Source organism: Streptomyces fagopyri (assembly GCF_009498275.1).
Taxonomy (GTDB): domain Bacteria; phylum Actinomycetota; class Actinomycetes; order Streptomycetales; family Streptomycetaceae; genus Streptomyces; species Streptomyces fagopyri.
In genome coordinates this window covers 7,411,871-7,433,612 of record NZ_CP045643.1, presented here as the reverse complement: position 1 = coordinate 7,433,612, position 21,742 = coordinate 7,411,871, and the positions used below count along the sequence as shown (strand labels likewise).

23 protein-coding genes and 1 pseudogene are annotated in these 21,742 nt (G+C 69.9%); 15 read left to right on the top strand and 9 right to left on the bottom strand.

What is annotated here, in order from left to right:
- Nucleotides 1–268: 268 nt before the first annotated feature.
- From GFH48_RS32125 to GFH48_RS39475, 5 genes and pseudogenes are all read left to right on the top strand, one after another.
- On the top strand, nt 269–904 hold the full coding sequence (locus tag GFH48_RS32125; protein WP_265590200.1) for a TnsA-like heteromeric transposase endonuclease subunit: 636 nt from the start codon (nt 269–271) through the stop codon (nt 902–904).
- Nucleotides 897–2,933: a DDE-type integrase/transposase/recombinase gene (locus tag GFH48_RS32120; RefSeq protein WP_153291592.1), complete on the top strand. Its 2,037-nt coding sequence runs from the start codon at nt 897–899 to the stop codon at nt 2,931–2,933. The genes GFH48_RS32125 and GFH48_RS32120 overlap by 8 nt, the downstream gene beginning before the upstream one ends.
- Nucleotides 2,930–4,162 carry an AAA family ATPase gene (locus GFH48_RS32115; protein WP_153291591.1) on the top strand — a complete coding sequence of 411 codons (1,233 nt, stop codon included), beginning with the start codon at nt 2,930–2,932 and terminating at the stop codon, nt 4,160–4,162. The genes GFH48_RS32120 and GFH48_RS32115 overlap by 4 nt, the downstream gene beginning before the upstream one ends.
- A pseudogene (locus GFH48_RS40195) lies at nt 4,159–4,632 on the top strand (TniQ family protein); the annotation flags it as partial. The gene GFH48_RS32115 and the pseudogene GFH48_RS40195, both read left to right, overlap by 4 nt.
- 429 nt (nt 4,633–5,061) lie before the next feature.
- Complete coding sequence (locus GFH48_RS39475; RefSeq protein WP_228121049.1) at nt 5,062–6,081, top strand: hypothetical protein; 1,020 nt, start codon at nt 5,062–5,064, stop codon at nt 6,079–6,081.
- Here GFH48_RS39475 and GFH48_RS32105 read toward each other — a convergent pair.
- Nucleotides 6,019–6,615, bottom strand: coding sequence for an ImmA/IrrE family metallo-endopeptidase (locus tag GFH48_RS32105; protein ID WP_153291589.1), 597 nt, complete (start codon nt 6,613–6,615; stop codon nt 6,019–6,021). The two genes, GFH48_RS39475 and GFH48_RS32105, sit on opposite strands and share 63 nt — an antisense overlap.
- A gap of 3 nt (nt 6,616–6,618) precedes the next feature.
- Nucleotides 6,619–7,005: a helix-turn-helix domain-containing protein gene (locus GFH48_RS32100; protein ID WP_153291588.1), complete on the bottom strand. Its 387-nt coding sequence runs from the start codon at nt 7,003–7,005 to the stop codon at nt 6,619–6,621.
- A 172-nt stretch (nt 7,006–7,177) separates the two neighbouring features.
- On the opposite strand from GFH48_RS32100, the gene GFH48_RS32095 reads away from it, so the two are divergent.
- From GFH48_RS32095 to GFH48_RS32080, 4 genes are all read left to right on the top strand, one after another.
- Nucleotides 7,178–7,456, top strand: a complete 279-nt coding sequence (locus tag GFH48_RS32095) for a multiubiquitin domain-containing protein (protein ID WP_228121048.1) — start codon at nt 7,178–7,180, stop codon at nt 7,454–7,456.
- Nucleotides 7,453–7,839 carry a hypothetical protein gene (locus GFH48_RS32090; RefSeq protein ID WP_153291587.1) on the top strand — a complete coding sequence of 129 codons (387 nt, stop codon included), beginning with the start codon at nt 7,453–7,455 and terminating at the stop codon, nt 7,837–7,839. Before GFH48_RS32095 ends, GFH48_RS32090 begins: the two co-directional genes overlap by 4 nt.
- Nucleotides 7,821–9,221 carry a ThiF family adenylyltransferase gene (locus GFH48_RS32085; protein ID WP_153291586.1) on the top strand — a complete coding sequence of 467 codons (1,401 nt, stop codon included), beginning with the start codon at nt 7,821–7,823 and terminating at the stop codon, nt 9,219–9,221. Before GFH48_RS32090 ends, GFH48_RS32085 begins: the two co-directional genes overlap by 19 nt.
- 134 nt (nt 9,222–9,355) lie before the next feature.
- Nucleotides 9,356–10,630, top strand: coding sequence for an AlbA family DNA-binding domain-containing protein (locus GFH48_RS32080; RefSeq protein WP_194280732.1), 1,275 nt, complete (start codon nt 9,356–9,358; stop codon nt 10,628–10,630).
- A 393-nt stretch (nt 10,631–11,023) separates the two neighbouring features.
- Here the strand turns inward: GFH48_RS32080 and GFH48_RS32075 are convergent, their stop codons facing one another.
- Nucleotides 11,024–11,428, bottom strand: a complete 405-nt coding sequence (locus GFH48_RS32075) for a DUF5997 family protein (protein WP_153291584.1) — start codon at nt 11,426–11,428, stop codon at nt 11,024–11,026.
- 58 nt (nt 11,429–11,486) lie between these two features.
- Here GFH48_RS32075 and GFH48_RS32070 point away from each other — a divergent pair, with 58 nt between their 5' ends.
- Complete coding sequence (locus GFH48_RS32070) at nt 11,487–12,302, top strand: LysR substrate-binding domain-containing protein (RefSeq protein WP_153291583.1); 816 nt, start codon at nt 11,487–11,489, stop codon at nt 12,300–12,302.
- A gap of 7 nt (nt 12,303–12,309) precedes the next feature.
- Entirely contained in the window at nt 12,310–12,795 is a 486-nt protein-coding gene (locus GFH48_RS32065; RefSeq protein WP_153291582.1) for a DUF6314 family protein, read from the top strand.
- 33 nt (nt 12,796–12,828) lie between these two features.
- On the opposite strand, the gene GFH48_RS32060 is transcribed toward GFH48_RS32065, so the two are convergent.
- From GFH48_RS32060 to GFH48_RS32050, 3 genes are all read right to left on the bottom strand, one after another.
- On the bottom strand, nt 12,829–13,410 hold the full coding sequence (locus GFH48_RS32060) for a histidine phosphatase family protein (RefSeq protein WP_153291581.1): 582 nt from the start codon (nt 13,408–13,410) through the stop codon (nt 12,829–12,831).
- Nucleotides 13,411–13,472: 62 nt separating this feature from the next.
- Complete coding sequence (locus GFH48_RS32055) at nt 13,473–13,910, bottom strand: GNAT family N-acetyltransferase (RefSeq protein ID WP_153291580.1); 438 nt, start codon at nt 13,908–13,910, stop codon at nt 13,473–13,475.
- A gap of 203 nt (nt 13,911–14,113) precedes the next feature.
- Nucleotides 14,114–15,550: an aminotransferase-like domain-containing protein gene (locus tag GFH48_RS32050; RefSeq protein WP_153291579.1), complete on the bottom strand. Its 1,437-nt coding sequence runs from the start codon at nt 15,548–15,550 to the stop codon at nt 14,114–14,116.
- Here GFH48_RS32050 and GFH48_RS32045 point away from each other — a divergent pair.
- Both GFH48_RS32045 and GFH48_RS32040 read left to right on the top strand, forming a co-directional pair.
- Entirely contained in the window at nt 15,549–16,478 is a 930-nt protein-coding gene (locus GFH48_RS32045; RefSeq protein WP_153291578.1) for a DMT family transporter, read from the top strand. The genes GFH48_RS32050 and GFH48_RS32045 overlap by 2 nt on opposite strands.
- A gap of 107 nt (nt 16,479–16,585) precedes the next feature.
- A complete protein-coding gene (locus GFH48_RS32040; protein ID WP_153291577.1) occupies nt 16,586–16,780 on the top strand; it encodes a DUF1918 domain-containing protein in 195 nt (64 codons plus the stop codon).
- 35 nt (nt 16,781–16,815) lie between these two features.
- Here GFH48_RS32040 and GFH48_RS32035 read toward each other — a convergent pair whose 3' ends face one another.
- Entirely contained in the window at nt 16,816–18,075 is a 1,260-nt protein-coding gene (locus GFH48_RS32035) for a glycoside hydrolase family 10 protein (RefSeq protein ID WP_153291576.1), read from the bottom strand.
- A gap of 169 nt (nt 18,076–18,244) precedes the next feature.
- Here GFH48_RS32035 and GFH48_RS32030 point away from each other — a divergent pair, with 169 nt between their 5' ends.
- Both GFH48_RS32030 and GFH48_RS32025 read left to right on the top strand, forming a co-directional pair.
- Nucleotides 18,245–19,105, top strand: coding sequence for a 3-hydroxybutyryl-CoA dehydrogenase (locus GFH48_RS32030; RefSeq protein WP_194280731.1), 861 nt, complete (start codon nt 18,245–18,247; stop codon nt 19,103–19,105).
- 210 nt (nt 19,106–19,315) lie between these two features.
- On the top strand, nt 19,316–19,573 hold the full coding sequence (locus GFH48_RS32025) for a hypothetical protein (RefSeq protein ID WP_153291574.1): 258 nt from the start codon (nt 19,316–19,318) through the stop codon (nt 19,571–19,573).
- A 25-nt stretch (nt 19,574–19,598) separates the two neighbouring features.
- Here the strand turns inward: GFH48_RS32025 and GFH48_RS32020 are convergent, their stop codons facing one another.
- Nucleotides 19,599–20,144, bottom strand: coding sequence for an NUDIX hydrolase (locus GFH48_RS32020; protein WP_153291573.1), 546 nt, complete (start codon nt 20,142–20,144; stop codon nt 19,599–19,601).
- A 99-nt stretch (nt 20,145–20,243) separates the two neighbouring features.
- Nucleotides 20,244–21,584 carry a transcriptional regulator gene (locus GFH48_RS32015; RefSeq protein WP_153291572.1) on the bottom strand — a complete coding sequence of 447 codons (1,341 nt, stop codon included), beginning with the start codon at nt 21,582–21,584 and terminating at the stop codon, nt 20,244–20,246.
- Nucleotides 21,585–21,742 lie beyond the last annotated feature (158 nt).

The following is a 21,742-nucleotide window of genomic DNA, read 5'->3' as shown; positions in this document are numbered from 1 at the left end:
TGGGGTTTTGTGAGAACCGTTCACGAGGCACTGGCGGTGGCGGTGTTCTGGTGGCATGGACGCCGTATTCCGTACGGGAGGCGTCGAGTCCTCCGTGGTCTGGTCTCATGCGTGCACGCTTGACGGTCTGTGTGCTCCCTACGCCCTGCCGGAACGGGCGGTACGCCAGTTGGACAGCGGTCCGGGATGGTCTCGCCGGTGGACCACCACATGGAAGACCGGCAAGGCTGACGTTGTCTGCCCGGTGAAGGACCTGGCCGGGGCGCCGATGCTGACGTCCGTTCCGCTGCGGCGTTTCTCCTGGCGCACTGGTCAGGAACACCGTCCCGGGCTTGAGTGCCTGGTGTCCACGGGGCGCCAGCACGGGTTCGAGAGTCTCGCCGAGCGGCGGCTGCTGCTGGCGTTGGACTTTGCCGGAGGCGTGAGCGAGGTGCTGTCCCAGCCGTTCCGGCTGCGGTTCACCGCCGAGAAGGGGCCAGGCGAGCACACGCCGGACTTCCTGGTGCTGGGGGCGGGCGGCGGCTGGCTGTTGGACGTCCGGCCTGCGGGGAGGATCAAGCCGGAGGACGAGCTTCGCTTCGCGTCCGCAGCCCAGGCCGCGGTCGCGGTGGGCTGGCGCTATGCGGTGGTGACCGGGTGGCGGCGGCATGTCATGACGGGCATCGACACGCTGTCGTCCCGTCGCCGGAGCATGAGCGACCGGCTCGGTCTTGAGCAGCAACTACTGGCCGGTGTCCAGGAACGGCCGCGGCGCTTCGTCGACCTGGTGGAGGGCACGTCGCTGCCGGCGGTCGCCCGCGCGCACGCCATCCATCTGCTCTGGCACCGCCGCCTGGCCATGGACCTGGCCCAGCCCTTCAAGGACGCGACGTGGATCTACCGGGCAGGAGCGGGAGATGGGTGACGGTCGTCAACTGCCGCAGATCGAGGACCTGGAGCCGGTCCACCGGGACCGGGCACGAGCCCGGATGGCGCACGTGCTGGAAGTCGAGACAGGCTTCCGCAGCGGCAGCCCATTCTGGGCCGAGCCGGGTGAACCGCGCCCTGAGTACGACCCTGAGCGGACGACGTTGACCCAGCGCCGGCTGGCGAAGGTGGCCGAGTTGCAGGGCCTTCACACGCAGGACGCCAAGCTGCTCGGGCTGGGACAGATCAGCCACCGCACCCTGGAGCGGATGGCCGCCCAGCTCGATGAGCACGGCGTGATGGGGCTGGCGGACGGGCGGTGGACGCCGCCGCTGCGCGGGCACCCATCGGTCAAGCCGGAGATCGAGAAGGCGATCCACGCCGTTCACGCGGAGACGCTGCACCGCTCGAAGGTGAGCATGCGGACGAAGGAACGCATGATCCACCAGTATGTCCGGGAGAAGTTCGGCCCGGAGGCGGAGAAGAACATCCCGCACTACGTGACGTTGTGGAGGGTCTGGAAGGAGTGGTTCGGCTCGCAGGGCGCCCGGCAGCGTTACATCCGCTCTGCCGCGGCGGTGGACGCCGGCACTTCGCGAGTGGTGATCACACGGCCGGGACAGGTGGTGGTGCTGGACACCACGCCGCTGCCGGTCAAGGTCCTCGACGACGTCTTCGGGGAGCCGATCTCTGTTGACCTGACCCTGGCCCTCGACGCGTTCACGCACTCCCTGGTCGCCTTCCGGCTGACGCCCGGATCGGACTCCTCGGTGGAAGTGGCGATGCTGCTGCGGGACGTGATGCTTCCGCTGCCGATGAGGCCCGGCTGGGGCGAGGAGATGCGGTGGCCCTACCCGGGGGTCCCGGTGGCGCTGGTGGCGGAGTTCGCCGGGCACCCGGTGGCGGGACGGCCGTTCTTCGCCCCGGAGACCGTGACCACCGATCACGGCAGCGTCTACAAGAATCATCATTTGGTACAGGTCGCCCGCACGTTGGGGGTGGTTGTGCTGCCTGCCCGCGTCATGCGCCCGACCGACAAGGCTGCTTGCGAACGTGCCTTCGGAGGAATCCGGTCTTTGCTGCTGGAGCTGCTGCTCGGCTACAGCGGCATCGATGTCGCCGACCGCGGCGCCGATCCCGAAGGTGACGCGGTCTGGACCCTGGAGGAAATGGAACACCTTCTGGCTACGTGGACCGTCAGGATCTGGCAGAACCGCCAGTTGGCGGAACACGCACCAGCCTGGGACCCGGGAGGTCGGCACAGCCCGAACACGCTGTTCGCTATGGCGGGCGCCCGCGAGGGAATCGACCTCCAGGTCCCCGAGCCCAGCCTCTACTACCAACTGCTGCCCACCCACTCCGTGATGATCCACGGGAATCGCGGAGTGAAGGCCGGCGGACTTTGGTATGACGATCCCGTCCTTGACCCTTATCGGGGACGCCGCTCGCGCCGCAGCGGTGTCCACCGCGGCGAATGGATTGTCCGCCGTGATCCGCGGGACTGCCGGGAAGTCTTCTTCGAGCACCCTGACACGGGTGAATGGCATCCGCTGCGCTGGCGCGGTCTGCCGCCCGGGGACGACGTCCTCGCCTTCTCCGACGCACGCGTCCGCGAGGTCCTGCGCGAGGCGGCCCGCTCCGGCCTGAAACCGCGCGACGACAGCGAACTGCTGCCCGTGCTCCTGGACTTGGTCGCCGGCCATACCCCGGTGAAGGCATGGCCGAGCCAGATGACCAAGACACAGAAGGCTGAACGGGCACGTGAGCTGGCTCGCGCCCGGGCCGCCGCCACGGACCGCCCCGCGAACTCGACGCCCGTGAGCCCGCAACGCCCGGCAGTCATGCGGCCGTTGGAGCTGGTCAAGCACAATCAGCAGGCCATCGATGCGGACCGCCGACGGCGGCGCGAGACCGCCGTCTCTGCTCACCCCACCTTGCCGCCCCGGATGGGCGAAGCACTACGGCACCAGGGCGTGTTCGTACTCCCCGACGAGGACGACCCGGCCGGGGCAGGCGATCCCGAGTGACGGACAGCGCGATTCCCTTCATCCTCCCCGGCCCACCGCCGCAGCGGGACACCGCGGCGGGCTGGCAGTCCTGGCGAACCTCCCGGGACATCTTCAAGCCGGCACCCCGGCTCGACCGGGCCGCCTGGCGGGCATTGAGTGCTCGGCGGCGGACGCTGCACGACCTGCACCGGGCAGCCACCCACGCCAATCTCCCGTTGCTGGACACGCCCATGAGCCGAGCCGTTGCGAAGCTGCTGAACGGCCGCATCGAGAGCAACGCGCTCAAGCACAAGCCCACCACTCGCGCCGGAGTGATGATCACTGGCGGGGGTTATCAGGGGAAGACCGAATCCACATGCGAGGTCGCCGCCGCCTTCGAGGACCGGTGGCTTGCCCTGCACCACAACCTCAACCCCGACGCACTGCTAGGAACTCGTGATCTGCACGCTCCGGTTGCCTATGTCCAGACCCCCGTGACCGCGAAACCGAAGAGCACCTGCAAGGCGATCTTGAGCTTCTACGGCGCTGAAACGACGAACATGGACCTGCCCGACCTGGTCCGCCAAGTCGCCGCCTCTTTGCATGACCATGGCACGAAGGCCCTGCTGCTGGACGACATCACCAGACTCCGCATGCACCGCGCCGACGACCAGGACACCCTCGATCTCATCCGCGCGTTCATGAGCATGAACGTCACCCTGGTGCTGGTCGGAGTCGACATCCCAGCCTCTGGCCTCTTGCGGGAAGGCCGGCACGACCCCCGGACCGGGCAGGTAGTCATGCCTCCGTCGAGGCATGCCAACATCCATGGCCTGGAAGCGACCCAGACGGAACGCCGCTTCGACCTCGTCGAACTCGACCGCTTCCGCTACGACACCGACGACCAGATAGCCGCCTGGATCGATCACCTGGCCGGCGTCGAGAACGAACTGCGCCTCATGAACGCCCCCGAGGGGATGCTCACTGCAGGCACCATGCCCGAATACCTCTATCAGCGGACCGACGGTGTCGTCGGTCTGCTCGAACGGTTGATGGAAGACGGGTGTCGTGACGCCATCGAGACCGGGAAGGAGCGGCTGACGGAACAGCTCCTGGAGAACATCACCATCGACCTGGCTGGGGCGCCCGGCCGGGACCCTGGAGCTGGCGAGGTGCCTCCCGTTCCGCCTCGCCACGACACAAGTAGGCGCCGCCGCAATACTGTCTTCGATGATCGCGGACCTGCGGCCACGAAGGATGTTGGGTGAGAGCAGTGGACATCGAACCGCTTCCCCGCAGCCTCGTGCCTTTGCCTGAGGAATCCATCACCGGTTACGTCCTCCGCCTCGCCCATCGGCTTGGCATTTCCTCCGGCCGCGTCATACGGCGCACCACCCTTGCCGAGTCGAATGTTCACGGGGTCCTCTCAGCTGCGGCCTCGCTTTCAACGGCCCTGCCCCCACAAACGGCAGCTTCCTTCGCAGCAGCCACCCGGCTCACCGCTTCCGAAACTGCATCGCTGACCCTGGCACCATGGAGGAACCACTACCCGCCGGTCGCCAACGCGTTGCGCTCCGAAGCGGCCACCCGGCCGCTCAGAGACAGCTGGCTCTTCCACGCAACCGCCCGATACTGCCCCCGTTGCTTGGCGGGCGATGGTTCGCCGATCCAGAACCAGCATGGAGGTCCCTGGCGGAAAATCTGGCGCCTGCCGATCGCCTTCCTCTGCACGGAACATCACATGTTCCTCCAACACACGTGCCCCAATTGCCACACAGCAATCATCGACAGCGCGCGCGGCAGGCTTATCGGTCGCTTTGGCCTCGTTGGATACCATCCTGCGCAATGCCGGGTCCCTCAGCGTCCCTCCGAACGGGCCAACCGTTCGGATTCTCCGTGCGGCTGGAGGTTGGATCAAGAACCGTGCAATCCCAAGCAAATGAGAGTGCCCGCAGAGTTGTTGACTCTCCAACAGCGCTTGCTCAGCAGACTGCATCCCGATGCGTCGGCAGCCGAGGCCAGGCGCTACTTCACTGATCTGCGGCTCGTTGCCACACTGATCAGTACAACCTGGCCCACGGCGCGTTCATATATCCGGCCAGAACTGGCCGAGGCGTCCGACCAGCACTTCGAGATGCGTCGGCAGCGGCTCGGATCATCTACGCGCATGCTCAGCATCATCGGTGCCCCGCCTGAGGATGCACAGGTCGGCGCGGGCCTCGTGGAAGGAGCCGATCGCCTGCTGGCCATGGAAGACCTTCAGGATGCGCTCTCCCCGCTGATTGAGGCAGGTCGCGTCCGCGCGGACCATCCCGGCCCTTGGGTGAGCGTGTTCGAAAAAGCAGATGAGGCATGTTCCGCAAGGCTGCGAAAAGCTGCTGAACCCCTCGTGCGCACCTTCCGCCGCTCGGCGGGGCCAGACAGACGTAAAGCGCCATATTTTGCGGGAGGGATTTCTCCGGAACATATTCCGGCGTATCTTCAACACGACTGGTTTCAGAGCTGCTTCAGTGCGTTCACGGGACTCACCCCCAAGATCCTCCGCCGCACAGCAGCCGTCCGCCTGGTGCAGATGGTTGCAGGCGGCTCACTGGGGGACGCGGCCATCTTTCTGGGGGTCAACCCCAGTCGATTGCAATACACCCGAGCCACTGACGTTCACCGCTGGGCCCGCACCCAACAAGATCCACTCGCCTTCGAGCGAGCACTGCGAACACTCGCCGAGCAGATCGAGTCGCTGCCAGCCCCCATCGACTACCAGCACCGGCGGCAAGCGCTGTCCGGATGGAGCTTGGACCCAAATACCTGGGAAGAGCTGAACTCCAGGCTCCCACCCACCCGAGGCCCCAAACAGCCCGTCCTCGACGACAGAAAACGTCAAGCCGCATCCGTCTACGTCTGGGCCCACATCACTCAAGGCGAGCATCTCTTTGCCCCTCGCCCGATCGAGGAATCGCAACCGGAGGCAGTCCAGCGCGCCTGGGCCGCACGGCGCAACACCACCTGGTTCCAGTTGACCCGCCCAGACGGGTCCCCGCACTATGCCGCTCTCGCGCGCATTCTCTCCGAGTACGCCGAAAGCCTGGCCAGCAGTGTCGATGCAGCCGGATGTGGTGCCGACTCGCTAGCGACGGCTTCCCGCCGCCCGCTTCTGAAGGGTTCGCTGAGCGATCTTCCGAGCGCCTGAGGCATTCATGCGCCAAGCGGCGAAGCGCACACTCACGTCGAATTGCTCCGCCACCTCTTCGTCAGACTTTTTCGCCAGCGCGGCTGCGATCGCCGCCGACATCGGGATGAGAAGCTCCCCTGAGAGGTCGCTCGCCTGGCGCTCCTTCACTGCCATCTCGGGGCCCAGCTCACGGCAGCCGCCGTCCGCGAAGAGGATGCCTTCGAACTCGTGCTCCAGGATGAGATGCGACATCTCGTGCGCCACATTCGACCGGCGCCGCTGGAGCGTGTGAGCGCAGTTCTCCACGATGAGCCGTGCGGTTCCTACTGGCACCAGGGCGGCCGACCATGCCTCGGGTCGTCGCAGAGTGAAGTGGTCCAGAGCCTCGGTTGAGCAACCGCTGGCACCGAGATCGCTCATCGCATACACCGGGACCCCGTACTCGCCAGCCAACTGCGTGAGATCGAGCCGGCTATTCGGCCCAGCGTCTATCTCCCGGCGGACGTCAAGCGCGAGATCCTGGAGAGCTTTCTTGGTCCACCGCTGACCCATGCGTCACCTCGAACGGGCTTCCCGATCGGAGGCGAATCGGCGCATTGCGGCGCCGATCACCTCTTCCAAGTACTTCACGTCTTCGGCACCCAGATCGCCACGAGCCCTCAGCAACGGTGCCAACTGCGCCATCAACTCCGGCTCCTCTGCCCGGGTTTCCAGCTGGTCGCCCTCTGGGTCCACCATGAAGGTCTCGGCGGGCATGCCGAGCCACCGCACGAGAGCCGCGAAGGCGTCCACGTCCGGGCGGTTTCCATTGGCCATGCGCGTCATGGTCGAAGGACTGACACCCACCGCGGCGGCCAGCTGCCGCCATGAAAGTTCCTTCTTGGTCCTCGCGGCGTCGAGAGCCGCATACAAGGCGGACACGTTCACGCGGGTCCGGGCCATCGCCCTCCTCCTCGGTATCGGGTGGTCAGTCTACTTTCAATCGGTGTTCGACATCCAGAACGCGGGCGTGTTACCTTGATCGCAGAGTGTTTGACTTTCGACGCACCGAAACGAAGTCGCGATGGTCGTGCCCGGTCAGGGTCCGGCTCGCCCGAGGAAAAGAGGCACGTCAATGACGGGTTCCAACGAGGTGGCCGCGGAGGCGGCTCCGCCCCGACCGCACACCGTCACCGTGACGGTGAACGGCCGCCCGGTGGTCCTCCCGGACCACGAGGCCACGGGCCTGGAGATCAAGAGGGCCGCGATCACGAAGGGACTGCCGATCGACGAGGGCTTCCAGCTCTCTGTCCGCCAGGGCAACGGCCGCTACCAGGTCGTGGACGACAACAAGACCGTCCACGTCCACGCGCACCAGGAGTTCCTGGCCGTCCCGCCGGACGACAACTCGTGATCACCCTCGCTCCGGCAGTCGCCGAAGCCGTCGAGGCCGTCCGTCTCCACTTCGCCGGTCATCCGGTCGAGGTCGTGACGGACGGCGCCGGCGGGGTATTCGTGACCGTCGAGGAGGTGCCGGTCGGCACCGCCTACACCTCCTCGGTCACGTGGCTCGGCTTCCAGATCAGCGCGGCCTACCCGGACGCCGACATCTACCCCCACTACACCGGCGTCCTCACCCGCGCTGACGGCCAGCCGCACGGACCGGCCATCCAGCAGGTCCCGTGGCAGAACCGCCCCGCGATGCAGATCTCCCGACGATCCAACCGCCGCGACTCCGGCGTGGACAACGTCGCCCTCAAGGCCGAAAGGATCCGCCGGTGGCTCGCCGACCAGTAAACCCACCGGCCGATGGCTGGAGCCTCACCCTCCCGCCCCGCCTCTGGAACGACCTGTCCCGGCATCTGTTCCGCGCCGACGGCGACGAACACGGTGCCGTGATCCTCGCCGGCCAGGCCGACGGCCCGCGAGGCCAGCGGCTTCTGGCCCGCGAACTTCTCATCGCCCGGGACGGGGAGGACTACGTCCCTGGCGAGACCGGCTACCGGGCCCTGTCCCCGACATTCGTACGCGACGCGATCGTCCGCGCCCGCGACGAACAACTCGCCTACCTCGCTGTCCACTGCCACTTCGGCCTCGACAACGTCCAGTTCTCCCGCGTCGACCTGGCCAGCCACGAACGCGGCTACCCCACACTGCAGCAGATCAGCGACCAGATCGTCGGAGGACTCGTCCTCACCCCGCACGCTGTCGCCGGCGACCTATGGCTCTCCGACGGCACGCGCGCACCGCTGGCCGAAACCGTCATCCCGGCCGGGAACCTCCGCCGGCTGCGGCCGAACCCCGCCCGGCCGACGGCCTCCGACCCTTTGTGGGACCGGCAGGCGCGGCTTCTCGGCGACCGCGGGCAGGAAACCCTCACTCACCTGCGCGTCGCGGTCGTCGGCCTGGGTGGCGTCGGCAGCGTCCTCGTCGAAGAACTCGCCCGACTCGGCGCCGGGGAACTCGTCCTCATCGACAGTGAGACCGTCGACGCGACCAACCTCCCCCGCTTGATCGCAGCCGAACGCGGCGACGTCGACAAGCCCAAGACTGAACTCGCCGCCCGGAACGCCATGCGGGCCAATCCGCAGATCCGCCTGGTCACGGTTCCGCGACGGGTGGAGCATCCCGAAGCCCTGCGCGAGTTGGTGCAGTGCGATTGGATCTTTCTCGCTGCTGACAGCCATGCTGCCCGACACTGGGTCAACGCGGCCGTCCACGAGTACCTCATCCCCGCGACCCAGGTCGGCGTCAAGATCCCCGTGACCGGAGACGGAGAGATCGGGCAGATCCACACCGCCACCCGCCTCATCGCACCGGGCGTCGGCTGTCTTTGGTGCAACCAGCTCATCGACCGCACCGAACTCGCCATCGAGATGCACCCGGACGCGGAACGCGAACAGGCCCGCTACATCCCCGGAATTCCCGCGCCGAGTGTGATGCCCCTCAACACCCTCGCCGCCAGCGAGGCCCTGACCCACTTCCTTCTCGCATCCGCCAGCTTGCACGAGGACGATGACGACCTCGGATCAGTCATTCACCGCCCCCGTATTCGCGAACGCCATCTGCAAGATGCCCGTCAGGACAGCGGCTGTCGCTGGTGCACTCCGACTGGCAACCTCGGGCGCGGCGCCAACGGAGAACTTGCGATCCGGCACGCGACGAACATGCGGTCGTGAACCCGGGCCAGCGGGTGGCTGGTCCGCGGTTCCTGATATCAGGAATCCAAATGCGCCCGTTGGTGCAGATGGTCATACTCTCCGTCAACGCCTCCGGGACGGAGGCATCTGCTGCACGAGTCGTAGGGATGCCCGTGACGTCGATCTACCTCTCCTCGGATACCCCCCGATGGACACCCAAAAGCGAAGCCGATCTTCAGTCCGTCATCGACGGCGGGCTTATCGACGAGTCGAGTCGTCTGGATGTGAAGAAGGAGCTCGTCACCAAGGGCGACAACAAGGAACTGGCCAAGGACCTGTCCTCGTTCGCCATCGACGGCGGAACCCTGATCATCGGTATCGGCGAGGATAAACCCAACCGCACGTTCAACCTCACGCCGCAGCCGCTGGACGGCCTGGCGGAGAAGGTCGACTCCGTCGCCCGCTCCATCCCCGACCCGCCATTCAACGTCGTCACCGAGGTCATCGCCACCGACGCGGACCGCACCCAGGGCTATCTCCTCGTCCATGTCCCGGCAAGCCCGCAGGCACCCCACATGGTCGACGGCCGCTACTACGGCCGCAATGACAAGACCAAGCACGTGCTTACCGACGCCGAGGTCGCGCGCCTCCACGAGCAGCGCCGGTCGGCCGAACAAGACGCGCTCGCCCTGCTGCAGCGGGAATTCGACCAGGACCCGCTGCGCGAGGTCGGCGAGCAATCCCACCTCTTCCTGGTCGCTCATCCCCTGGCGGGCCGCCGGGACATGCTCCTGAAGCTCACCAGCGGACATGGCTGGAACGTGAAACTCGCCGAATTCATCCAGCGCGCCCACACTCCAGCCTTGAACGCCATCCTGACCGGCGTCGACGCCTCCCCGGACCTCCTGGACGCAGGCAACGGCTACCGACGCAACGGGGGCGCCGCCCGGGCCTCCACCAATCTCGGGGAGGCCCGCGCATACGCTCCCGTCGAGGGCAGCTACCGCGCGGAGGACGTGATCGAACTGCAGGTGTTCGAGAACGGCGGCCTGAGGCTGTTCTCCAGCCGTTTCTCGGACGCGATCGACTCCGGCGACCAGATGATCTTCGATGCCTCGGCAGTGAGCCTCACTCGCCGCTGCCTCGCTCTCGTGCTCGCCGCCGCCGAGGAGGCTGGCTACGTGGGGAACTGGGCCCTCGCCGTGGGTGCCATCCGGCTTCGTGGTCGTCGCCCCTACTCCGGCCAGCAGAACTGGGGCGGCTTCGGCTCCACCACCCGCTATGACCAGGACACCTATAGGGAGGCGACCGGAACCACCTGGGCCGAACTCAATGACGCTCCCGGCGCCGTTACCCGCCGCTTGGTCGGCCCGCTCCTGCGCGCCCTCGCTTCTGAGGAGCGATTTGCCGATGCCCTCGCAGATCCAGAGCTCTCGGCCGACGCCTGACTGGAGACTGTCGGCGGGTTGGCCTGGGCTGATGAGCCGGTGCCTGCGCACGCACCGTCGGCGCTGCCCTGCGCACAACCCGCCAGGTCGATTGCAAACCCGCCAGTTGCAGCGCAACGTCTCAGTGGGTCACGGGTCGGCGGCGGGTACGCGGTGCGCGCGGAGTCGGCGAGGTGGTCGGCGGAGCACGGATCGGCGGTCATCGGACACGCGCGGGGCTCGGCACGGTCACTGACCACAGGGTCCCACCCATGCGCACAGCGTAAGCCGCGGCACGGGTGGCCCGGAGGTCCCGGCCCGGGGGAAAAGGGGCGGGAGACGGAGCTCGGGAAAGGACGGAGCTCGGAAAGTGACGGAGGTCAGGCAGTGACGGAGGTCAGGCGGTGGCGGAGGTCAGGAGCGGCTGTCGCGGGGCTGGGCCGCGCGCTGCGCGTTCCGCTCCTTGATGCGCTCCTCTTCCTTGCGGACCTCGGCCTGCGTGGCGCGCTCCCGGCGCAGCCACCCGGGGTCCTCCTGCTTCAGCGCGTCGATCTGCTCCGTGGTGAGCGGGTCGGTGACCCCGCCGCGGGCGAGCCCGGCGATGGAGACGCCCAGCCGCGCGGCGACCACCGGCCGGGGGTGCGGGCCGTTGCGTCGCAGTTCCTGCAGCCACGCGGGCGGGTCGGTCTGCAGCGCGTTCAGCTCGGCGCGCGAGACGACGCCCTCCTGGAACTCGGCGGGGGTGGCTTCGAGGTACACACCCAGCTTCTTCGCCGCGGTGGCGGGCTTCATGGTCTGGGTGGTCTGGTGCGACGTCATGGTGTCAAGGGTATCGAGCGTGTGCGCGACCTCCGACCACGACCGATAGCCTGGCGAGGTGACAGGCTCGGAAGTACCTCCTTCGTTCCGGCTCGCCTATGTCCCGGGAGTGACGCCCACGAAGTGGGTGCGGATCTGGAACGAGCGGCTGCCCGACGTCCCCCTGACCCTCGTCGCGGTGTCCGCCGCCGAGGCGTTCGGCGTACTGCGGGACCGCGGCGCCGATGCCGGATTCGTACGGCTGCCGGTCGACCGTGAGGACCTCAGCGCGATCCCGCTCTACACCGAGACGACGGTCGTCGTGGTCCCGAGGGATCACGTCGTGGCGGCGGTCGACGAGGTGACCGCCGAGGACCTGGCCGACGACATCGTGCTGCACCCGCTCGACGACACCCTCGACTGGGAGCGTCCGCCGGGCCGGCCCGCGTTCGAGCGTCCCGCCACCACCGAGGACGCGGTCGAGCTCGTGGCGGCGGGTGTCGGGCTGCTCGTCGTGCCCCAGTCGCTCGCGCGCCTGCACCACCGCAAGGACCTCACCTACCGGCCGCTCACGGACGCCCCGGAGTCGCGCGTCGCGCTGTCCTGGCCGGAGGAGGCGACCTCCGATCTGGTGGAGGACTTCATCGGGATCGTCCGAGGCCGGACCGTCAACAGCTCACGCGGACGCTCACAGACGCCGGCGCCCGCTTCGGGTACGGCTTCGGCTTCCGCTTCGGGCAAGGGCAAGCGTGCCGACGCGGCCGGCGGGCGGAAGAAGCCCGTGGGGGGCAGGACGGGCGGCGCGGCGGGCGGCAGAGCGGGTGGCAAGGGCTCTCGCGGCGGGTCCGGTGGCACCAAGGGCGGTCGGCGGGGCAAGCCCCGTGGACGGTCCTGAGGAACCCGTGGGCGAGTTCTGGCCGGTGGCCGACGCACTGGCGTACCTGACCGGCAGCTGGCGGGTGGAGCGTTCGGTGCGGGATCGCGCGAGCGGCGCGGAGGGGCGTTTCACCGGAACGACCGTGTTCTCGCCGTCCTCATCGATCTCGCCGGCCTCGCCTCTCGACGACCGGGGCGACCGGGGCGACGGACTGCTCCATCACGAGTCCGGTGTCTTCACCTGGCAGGGCACCTCCAGGCCCGCGGAGCGCACGCTGTGGTTCCTGCCCGGACCGCGCGCGGGCACCGCGGCCGTCCGGTTCTCCGACGGCCGCCCCTTCCACGACCTGGACCTGGCCACGGGCCGGCACGTCGCCGACCACCCGTGCGCGGCGGACCTCTACCGGGGCGAGTTCACGGTGTTCGCGGCGGACCGCTGGCGCACGGTGTGGCGGGTGGGCGGCCCCGCCAAGGACCTGCTCCTCACCACCGAGTACACCCGGACGCCCTGAGGACAGCGCGCGGGTCGCCCGCCGCGGCGCTGGTCAGCCACGCTGCGTCGGCTCCAGGCGCAGGTTCCATCGGCCGTTGTGCCCGGTGAGCGTCATCGCGGACAGGGGGCGCACGTCGATGTTCCAGTACGTCGTCGGCTGGGCCCGCAGTGCGTAGACGAGCGCGGCCCGCACCACGGACGGTTCCGCGACCGCGACGATCCGGCCGCCGTCGTCCGCGGGACGGGTGTCGAGCCAGCCGCCGACGCGCGAGACGAAGGACATCAGGGACTCTCCGCCGTGCGGGGCGGAGCGCGGGTCGGCGAGCCAGGCGTCCACCGCCGACGGCTCGCGGGCCATCGCCTCGCCCAGGGTGAACCCCCGCCAGCGGCCCATGTCGCAGTCCCGCAGCGCGGGTTGGACCAGCGGCGCGTAACCGAGCGCGTCGCCGGTGGCGCGGCTGCGCGGAGTCGGTGAGCAGTAGCGCAGCTCGGCCGCCGCCAGCGGTACCAGTTCGGGGGCGGCGCGCTGCACCTCCTCCCAGCCCGCCTGGTCCAGCGGCCGGTCGTCCTCGAAGCGCTCGGCGAGCAACGACGAACTGCGCGAGGCAGCGACGAACGTGACCCGAAGATGCATGCGCAGATCGTGGAACGCGGAACTCCGCAGGTCAAGGGGTGCTACGCAGGGTGTTCGCGGACTTACCGCGCTACGAGTGCCATCCACCGGCCGGGTTGGTCCAGCGGCCTGAAGCCGATCTTCTCGTAGACGCCGTGCGCGTCGTGCGTGGCGAGCAGGACCCGGCGCAGGCCGAAGGGTTCGAGGTGGTCGCGGACGGCTGTCACCAGGGCGGATCCCAGCCCCTTGCCGCGGACGGACGGTTCGACGTAGACGTCGCAGAGCCAGGCGAAGGTCGCCTCGTCGGTGACCACACGGGCGTACGCCACCTGTTCTCCCGAAGGGCCGTCGTACACCCCGAAGTTGAGCGAGCCCGCGATCGCCCGCTCCTGCTTCTCGCGGGAGCGGCCCAGCGCCCAGTACGCGTCCGTGGAGAGCCAGTGGTGCACGCGGGCGGCATCGACGCGGGCCGGGTCGGCGGAGATCTCGTAGCCGTCGGGGAGCTGCTGTGGGTCGGTCATGCGGGGAGGGTGGCAGGTCGGCGCGGTGAGGTCGAGCGGTTTTCGTTCCCGCGCGGGGACGGGGCGGGGGCGGGAGGGGCGGGCGGGCCGGAACGTCGTCCCGGGCGGCGCGGCGCCCCCTCCACCCGGACCGCGCGGGTCGGGACGGCCCCTCCACCCGGGCGGCGCGGGTCAGCGCGGCGTCTCGTCCCGGGCGGCGCGGGTCAGCGCGCCGCCTCGTCGCGGGCGGCGCGCAACCGTCGTACGCCCTCCGTGATCTCCTCCGTGCCGGCGACCGCCGCGAAGCTCAGGCGGAGGTGCGCGGCCGGGGGTTCGGCGCTGAAGTAGGGGCGGCCGGGGGCGACGGCCACGCCCGCGCGCAGGGCGGTGGCGGCCAGGGCGGACTCGTCGGTGCCGTCGGGCAGCCGCACCCACAGGTGGTAGCCGCCGGACGGGATGTGCGGCAGGGCGAGTTCGGGGAGCCGCAGCCGCAGCGCGGCGGTCATGGTGTCCCGCCGGTTTCTCAGCTCGGCGGAGACGGACCGCAGATGGCGGGGCCAGGCCGGTGAGCCGACGAGTTCGAGCGCGGCCTCCTGGAGCGGGCGCGGTACGAAGAACGTCTCGACGACCTGGATGGCCCGCAGCCGCTCCAGGACCGGTCCGCGCGCGGCCAGCACGCCGACCCGGAAGCTCGGCGAGGTCGCCTTGGTCAGGGAACCGACGTGCACCACGACACCGTCGGGGTCGTCGGCGGCCAGCGGGCGCGGCAGCGGGCCCGCGTCCTCGTGCACGAGCCGGCGCACGAAGTCGTCCTCGACCACGAACGCGCCGGCCTCCCGCGCGATCCGCAGCACCTCGCCCCGCCGCTCGGGGGCGAGCACGGCGCCGGTGGGGTTCTGGAACAGCGGCTGGCAGACGAAGACCCGCGCGCCGGTGGCCCTGAAGGCGTCGGCGAGCAGGTCCGGCTTCACCCCGTCGGGGTCCACCGGTACCGGAACGGGGCGCAGCCCGGCCGCGCGGGCGATGGCCAGCATGCCCGGATAGGTGGGCGATTCGACGAGGACCGGTGCGCCGGGCGGGGCGAGGGCGCGCAGGGCGGTGGTGAGTGCCGACTGGCCGCCCGCCGTGACGAGCACCTCCGCGGCGGTGATCGCGCCGCCGATCCCGCGCGCGAACCACTCGCGCAGCTCCGCGAGCCCCTCCACCGGCGGCCGGGACCAGGCGCCGGGGCGGCGGCCCGCCCGGGACAGGGCGGCGCCCATGGCCCGCTCGGGCTGGAGCGAGGGGTGGAGATAGCCGCCGTTGAACTCGACGACGCCGGCCGGCGGGGCGGCCAGCGTGGCCAGGACCGCGGAGGCGTCCACCGTCCGCGGGACGAGTTCGGCGGCGGCGTCCGCGCTCAGCGTGACCTCCTGCCAGGAGGTGTCCCCGACCGGTGCGGCGGGGGTGCGGGGGCGTGCCCGGAAGGCGCCGGCCCCGGGTCTGGTGACCACCAGCCCCTCGGCGGCCAGCTGCGCCAGCGCTCGTGACACGGTCACCGGGCTCACCCTGAACCGCTCCACGAGCGCTCTGCTCGACGGCAGCTTTCCACCAGATGGGTAGCGGTTGACTTCCTGTCGCAGCCTGTTGGCCAGTTCCGTCACGCTGCTACTCTGCTGCATGAGAGTACAGAGTAGCGCTATCCAGGGGTCGGAGATAGCGGTCACCGCCCCCGGGACGGACGGCCCGGACGGCCACCGCTCCGGCACCCTGCAGGCCGCCCTCGGCGTCACCGCCTTCTCCCTGACCTTCCCCGCCACCGCCTGGGGCCTGGAGGGCTTCGGACCCTGGTCCCTGGTCGCCGTGCGCAGCGCCCTCGCGGCCGTCGTCGCGGGCGGCTGCCTGCTGGCGCTGCGCGTGCCCGTACCGACGCGGCGGCACCGGGCGGGGCTCGCCGTGGTCGCCGCGGGCGTCGTCCTGGGCTTCCCGCTGCTGACGACGCTCGCGCTGCGGACCTCCACCACAGCCCACGCGGCCGTGGTCGTCGGCCTGCTGCCGCTGACGACGGCGCTGTTCTCGGCACTGCGCACCGGTGCGCGGCCCTCCCGGCTGTTCTGGGGCGCCGCGCTGGCGGGAGCGGCCGCGGTGATCGCCTTCACCGTGCAGCAGAGCGGCGGAGCGCTGACCAGCGCGGACGCTTATCTCTTCGGCGCGCTGCTGATCTGCGCGGCGGGCTACACCGAGGGCGGCCGGCTGGCCCGGGTGATGCCGGGGTGGCAGGTGATCGGCTGGGCGCTGGTCCTGTGTCTGCCGCTGTCGCTGCCGGGCGCGCTGGTGGCGCTGTCGTACGAGCCCGCGCGGCTGTCGGCGCACAGTGTGACGGGGCTGCTGTGGGTGGCGGTCGGCTCGCAGTTCCTCGGGCTGGTCGTCTGGTACCGCGGTATGGCGGCGATCGGGATTCCGAAGGCCAGCCAGTTGCAGCTCGCGCAACCGCTGCTCACACTGGTGTGGTCGGTACTGCTCCTCGGCGAGCGGCTCACACCGGCCGCGCCCCTGACGGCGGCGGCCGTGCTGGTCTGCATCGCCCTCACCCAGCGAGCGCGGGGCTGAGCAGCACACGGATGCCGGGGTCGACCGGCACCACCAGCCGCGGGCTCAGGCCCCGGTCCACCACTCCACCACTCCACCACTCCCGCAACTGGCGAGGGAGACCTCAGATGCGCGCAACCGAGGGCGACCAGCTCGTGCAGCACGGCAGGGTCGTCGGACAGCACGACAAGGTCGCGGAGATCACCCAGGTCATGGGCAAGGAGGGGACTCCTCCGTATCGCGTCCGGTTCACGGACGGTCACGAGGCGGTCTGCTCTCCCGGCCCCGATTCCGAGATCAAGCACAAGGACCCCATGCGGTAGTCCCGTCACCGGGGCCGGTGACGCCCGGCGGCGGTTCAGCGCCCGGGTGTCGCCGGCTGCCGGTAGTGGTCGGCCACGACCCGCGTCATCGCGCCGAGGGGATCCGAGCCGACCCCCTTGGCGGAGAAGAAGACGTGTCCGCCCACCTGCGGGTACGCCCGCGCGAAGGCGAGATGCCGGGAGAGTTCGGCCGGGTCCTGCCAGGCGGCGGGCTGCGCCGGGTCGCCGGCCTTGTAGAGCGCCTCGCCCACGTACAGCCGCACGCCGGTGCCCTGGGTGACGGCCGCCCACCAGGGCACGAGCTTCGCGTAGTCGGCGGCGGCGAAGCCGAGATTCCAGTAGACCTGCGGGCAGACGTAGTCGATCCAGCGTTCACGGACCCATTTCCTGGTGTCGGCGTGCAGATCGTCGTACGTCTGCACGCCGGCCCGGGTGTCGGAGCCGTGCGGGTCGCTCGCCGCGTTGCGCCACACGCCGAACGGGCTGATGCCGAAGCGTGTGCCGGGACGGATCTGCCGGACGCGGGCGCCCATCTCCCGTACCAGTCGGTCGATGTTGTCACGCCGCCAGGCGGCCCGGTCCGGGAAGCCCGCGCCGTGTGCCGCGTACGCGGCGCCGTCGTCGAAGGCCTGTCCGGCGACGGGGTACGGATAGAAGTAGTCGTCCCAGTGCACCGCGTCGACCGGGTACTTGCGCACCGCGTCGAGCATCGCCTCCTGCACGAACGACCGCACGGCCGGCAGTCCTGGGTTGTAATACATCTTCCCCCCGTACCGGACGACCCAGCCGGGGTGTGTGCGCGCCGGATGGTTCGCCGCCAACCTGCCCGGGTCGGTGTGCGGGGCGATCCGGTACGGGTTGAACCAGGCGTGCAGTTCCAGACCCCGCGCGTGGGCCTCCTCGACCGCGGTGCCGAGCGGGTCCCAGCCTGGGTCCCGGCCCTGGACTCCGGTGAGGTACTGCGACCACGGCTCGTACGCCGAGGGCCACAGGGCGTCGGCCGCGGGGCGCACCTGGAAGATCACGGCGTTGAGACGGCGGCGGACCGCGGTGTCGAGATGGCCGACGAGTTCGGCACGCTGCCGGTCCGGCGACAGTCCGGCCCGCGAGGGCCAGTCCCGGTTCAGGACGGTCGCCAGCCACATGCCGCGCAGCTCCGCGGGGGCACCCCGCCGGCCGGGCGGACCGGGGGTGCCCCCGGTGCCGGGTCCCGCCACCGAGTCACCCGTGGCGACCGGGCCCGCGAGCACCGCCGCCGCGGCCACCGTGAACGTCCGCCGTGACACCCGCCCCATCCGCGTACTCCTCTTACCCTGTGGACCCGCCCGGTCACGGATCGTCCCATCGCCCAGCATGCCCGCCCCGGGCGATCGATCATCGATACTTCCGGGTAACGTGCACGATCGGAGCAGGCGCCGAACAACGGGGGACCTGCCAGGCCCGTAGATCAACGAAGGGGACGATGTGACCGACATCGAACGCGTCGGAGTGGTGGGCTGCGGCCAGATGGGAGCGGGCATCGCCGAGGTGTGCGCCCGTGCGGGTCTTGACGTCAAGGTCGCCGAGACCACGGGTGAGGCTCTGGAGATCGGCCGTACCCGGCTGTTCAACTCCCTCTCCAAGGCGGCCGAGCGCGGGAAGATCTCCGCCGACGAGCTCGCGGCCACCCAGGACCGGCTGAGCTTCACCACCGACCTCGGCGAGTTCGCCGACCGGGACCTGGTGATCGAGGCCGTCGTCGAGAACGAGCAGGTGAAGACCGAGATCTTCCAGGTGCTCGACCAGGTGGTGACCCGGCAGGACGCCATCCTCGCCTCGAACACCTCCTCGATTCCACTGGTCCGGCTCGCCGTCGCCACCTCACGCCCCGACCAGGTCGTCGGGATCCACTTCTTCAACCCGGCGCCGGTGCAGCAGCTCGTCGAGCTGATTCCGGCGCTGACCACCTCCGAGGGCACCCTCGGCCGGGCGCAGCTGTTCGCCGAGAAGGCACTCGGCAAGCACGCGATCCGCGCCCAGGACCGCTCCGGCTTCGTGGTGAACGCGCTGCTGATCCCGTACCTGCTCTCCGCGATCCGGATGTTCGAGTCGGGCATCGCCAGCCGCGAGGACATCGACAACGGCATGGAGATGGGCTGCGCCCACCCGATGGGTCCGCTGAAGCTCTCCGACCTGATCGGTCTGGACACGGTGGCCTCGGTCGCGTATTCGATGTATGAGGAGTACAAGGAGCCGCTGTACGCCGCTCCCCCGCTGCTCCAGCGCATGGTCGACGCGGGCCGGCTGGGCCGGAAGTCCGGCTCCGGGTTCTACACGTACGGCTGATTCCCTCCCCCGCCGGCCCGATCACGTGGAGTCGGCCGCGGGCTCGCGCGGGCCCGGCACCCTTGACGGTGCCGGGCCCGCGTCATTCACACGCCGTGTGCGCGCCGGGCCCGCATATGCCGCTCGCACACGCTCCCCACGCACTCACCAGGCGAGTTGACTTTCCGTGTACATGCAAGGGATGTGACGACTACGGAAAGGAGCGGACACGTGACCGCCGACCCGGAGCATCCCGTGGTCCATGGAGAACTCGCGGAGTTACGCCGCAGACTCGACGTGGCGCAGGCCCGCGTCGAAGGAGGGCTGACCCTGCTCAGTCACCGCGCCGAACAGACCGCCAAGGACGTGGACGACCTCAGCACACGCGTCGTCGCGATGGAACACACCCGCTGGCCACTGCCCGCGGTCGCGGCGATCACGGCCGTGGGCGCGCTCGCCGTGGCGGTCTGGCAGGCCCTGGGCCACTAGGGCCCCGGACGCCGGGGGTGATCGATCAGGGCACGGCGTCCTGCCCGAGCCTGAGGTGGTGCAGGAGGAGCAGAGCGGCAGCCATGTTGGCGGCCGGGACCTCTCCGCGGGCGACCATGTCGGGGACGAGCTTGAGGGGAACCCATTCCCGACGGTCGGACTCGTAGTCGTCCACGGGGTGTCCGATGTAGGCGCCTGCGTCGGCCCAGTAGACGTGGTGCCGGGCGTCGGTGAGCCCGTTGGAGGGCTCGACGCTCATCAGATGACGCAGGGGTCCCGGTCGCCAGCCGGTCTCCTCCTCCAGTTCGCGGGCCGCCGCGACGGCGATGTCCTCGCCGTCCTCGACGACACCCGCCGCGAGTTCCCACCCCCAACTGTCGGTGATGAACCGGTGCCGCCACAGGAGCAGCACCTCGTTGGCGTCGTTCACCACGGTGGCCACGGCCACGGGACGCAGCCGTATCAGGAAGTGATCGAGATGCCGGCCGTCCGGCAGTTCGACATCTGCGAGATTGACGCTGAACCAGCGGTTTGCGTACACAGTTTGTTCGTTCAGTTTCGTCCACTGCACGGTTCTGCCACCTTCCGCCGAGTAGATGGCAATATCGCAGCAGGAGCGGCCTGACAGCAGGCGCACGGCAGCGCACGGGGCGGGGGCGGACCCGGTGGTCTAGAGCGGTACGCGCAGCGCTCCGTCGATGAGTTCGGCTGCCTCGGCCGTGCCCGCGCAGCCGCTGCGCACCAGGTGTTCGCGTACCGCGCGCAGTCTGTCGCGCAGCCGCTGGGACTCCATTCCGCGCGCCTGCTCGGCCATCTGGACGGCGGTGGCCGCCGCCTTGTCGGCGTTGCCCTGGCGTAGCTCGATCTGGCTCAGCATGGCGAGCCGGTGCACTCTCCCACGGTCGTGCGCCGGGGTGTCCACGGCCGCGGCGGCGTGCGCGGCCGCGGCCACCAGGTCGCCGAGGCTGAGCAGCGCCTCCGCCACCTGTACGTTGACGAGGCCGGGCTGGACATAGCCGGTCTCGTCGGGCTCGTATCCGCGCCGGATGCGCTCGGCGGCCTGCTCGGCACGCCGGATGCAGGACAACGCGCTGCTGCCGTCGCCGAGATGGGCGTACGCCTTGGCCTGCATCGCGTAGAGGTCGGAGGCGAGGGCGGGGGTGATGTGGCGTCCGGCGGCACGCAGCGCGGCCTCCGCGAAGGCCACGGACTGCCGGTACTCCCGCATGAACAGCGCCTGGTTGACCAGCAGCGCTATCACGTAGGCGCCGAGCCCCCGGTCCCCGCTGGCCTTGGCGAGCCGCAGCGCCTGGTGGAAGTAGCGCTGGGCGAGCCCGTGCGCGTCGGAGTCGTACGCGCAGATGCCGGCGACCGCGACCAGGCCGCCTGTCGCACGGTGCAGTTGGCGTCCGGTGGCGTCGGTGTAGCTGCCGCGCAGCAGGGGCGCGGTCTCCGTGTTGAGGAAGCCGACGATCCGGGTGCGGGTCGCGACGCCGCCCGCCTTGCGGTACATCTGCTCGTAGTGCGCGCGGGCCGAGCGCAGCATCTCGATGTCGGCCATGCTGACGTGATGGCGTCCGCCGCGCGAGACGTCCACGTCCTCGGGCGGGTTCTCCCACTCCCACACGGGCATCACGGCGGGCGTGCCGGTGACGGCCGGTGCGCCGAGGATGTGCGGGCGCTGCTGTTCGTCGGAACGCCACAGGGCGGTGGCCCGCTCGACGAAGCCGGAGAGGGACGTGCCGTGCGCGGTGGAGGGCTCGCCCGGCACGCCGAGTCCGATGTCGTCGAGCGTGACGGGCCGGTGCAGGCGCGCCGCGAGCACTTCACAGATCAGGTCGGGCACCTGGCCGCGCGGACGCTGCCCCTTCAACCACCGTGCCACAGCCGTGTGTTCGTACCGGAGGGCGAGGCCGCGTGCCCTCCCCGCCTGGTTGACATGGGCCGCGAGTCCCGCGTGCGAGACGCCGGCCTCGTCGAGGATCGCGTCGAGGAGAGTGTTGGGCTGCATACGGGCCCCCGGGTGGCTCGGTGCCGTCGGTGCCGTCACACTAGTGCGTCCCCCTTCACACGGGGTGTGAACGGAATGCCCGTATCCGTGCCGTGCGCGCGCTGTCGCGGAGCGTTCCCGGCCGGTTGACTGAAATGCCTCGCAAGAGGCCGGCCGGG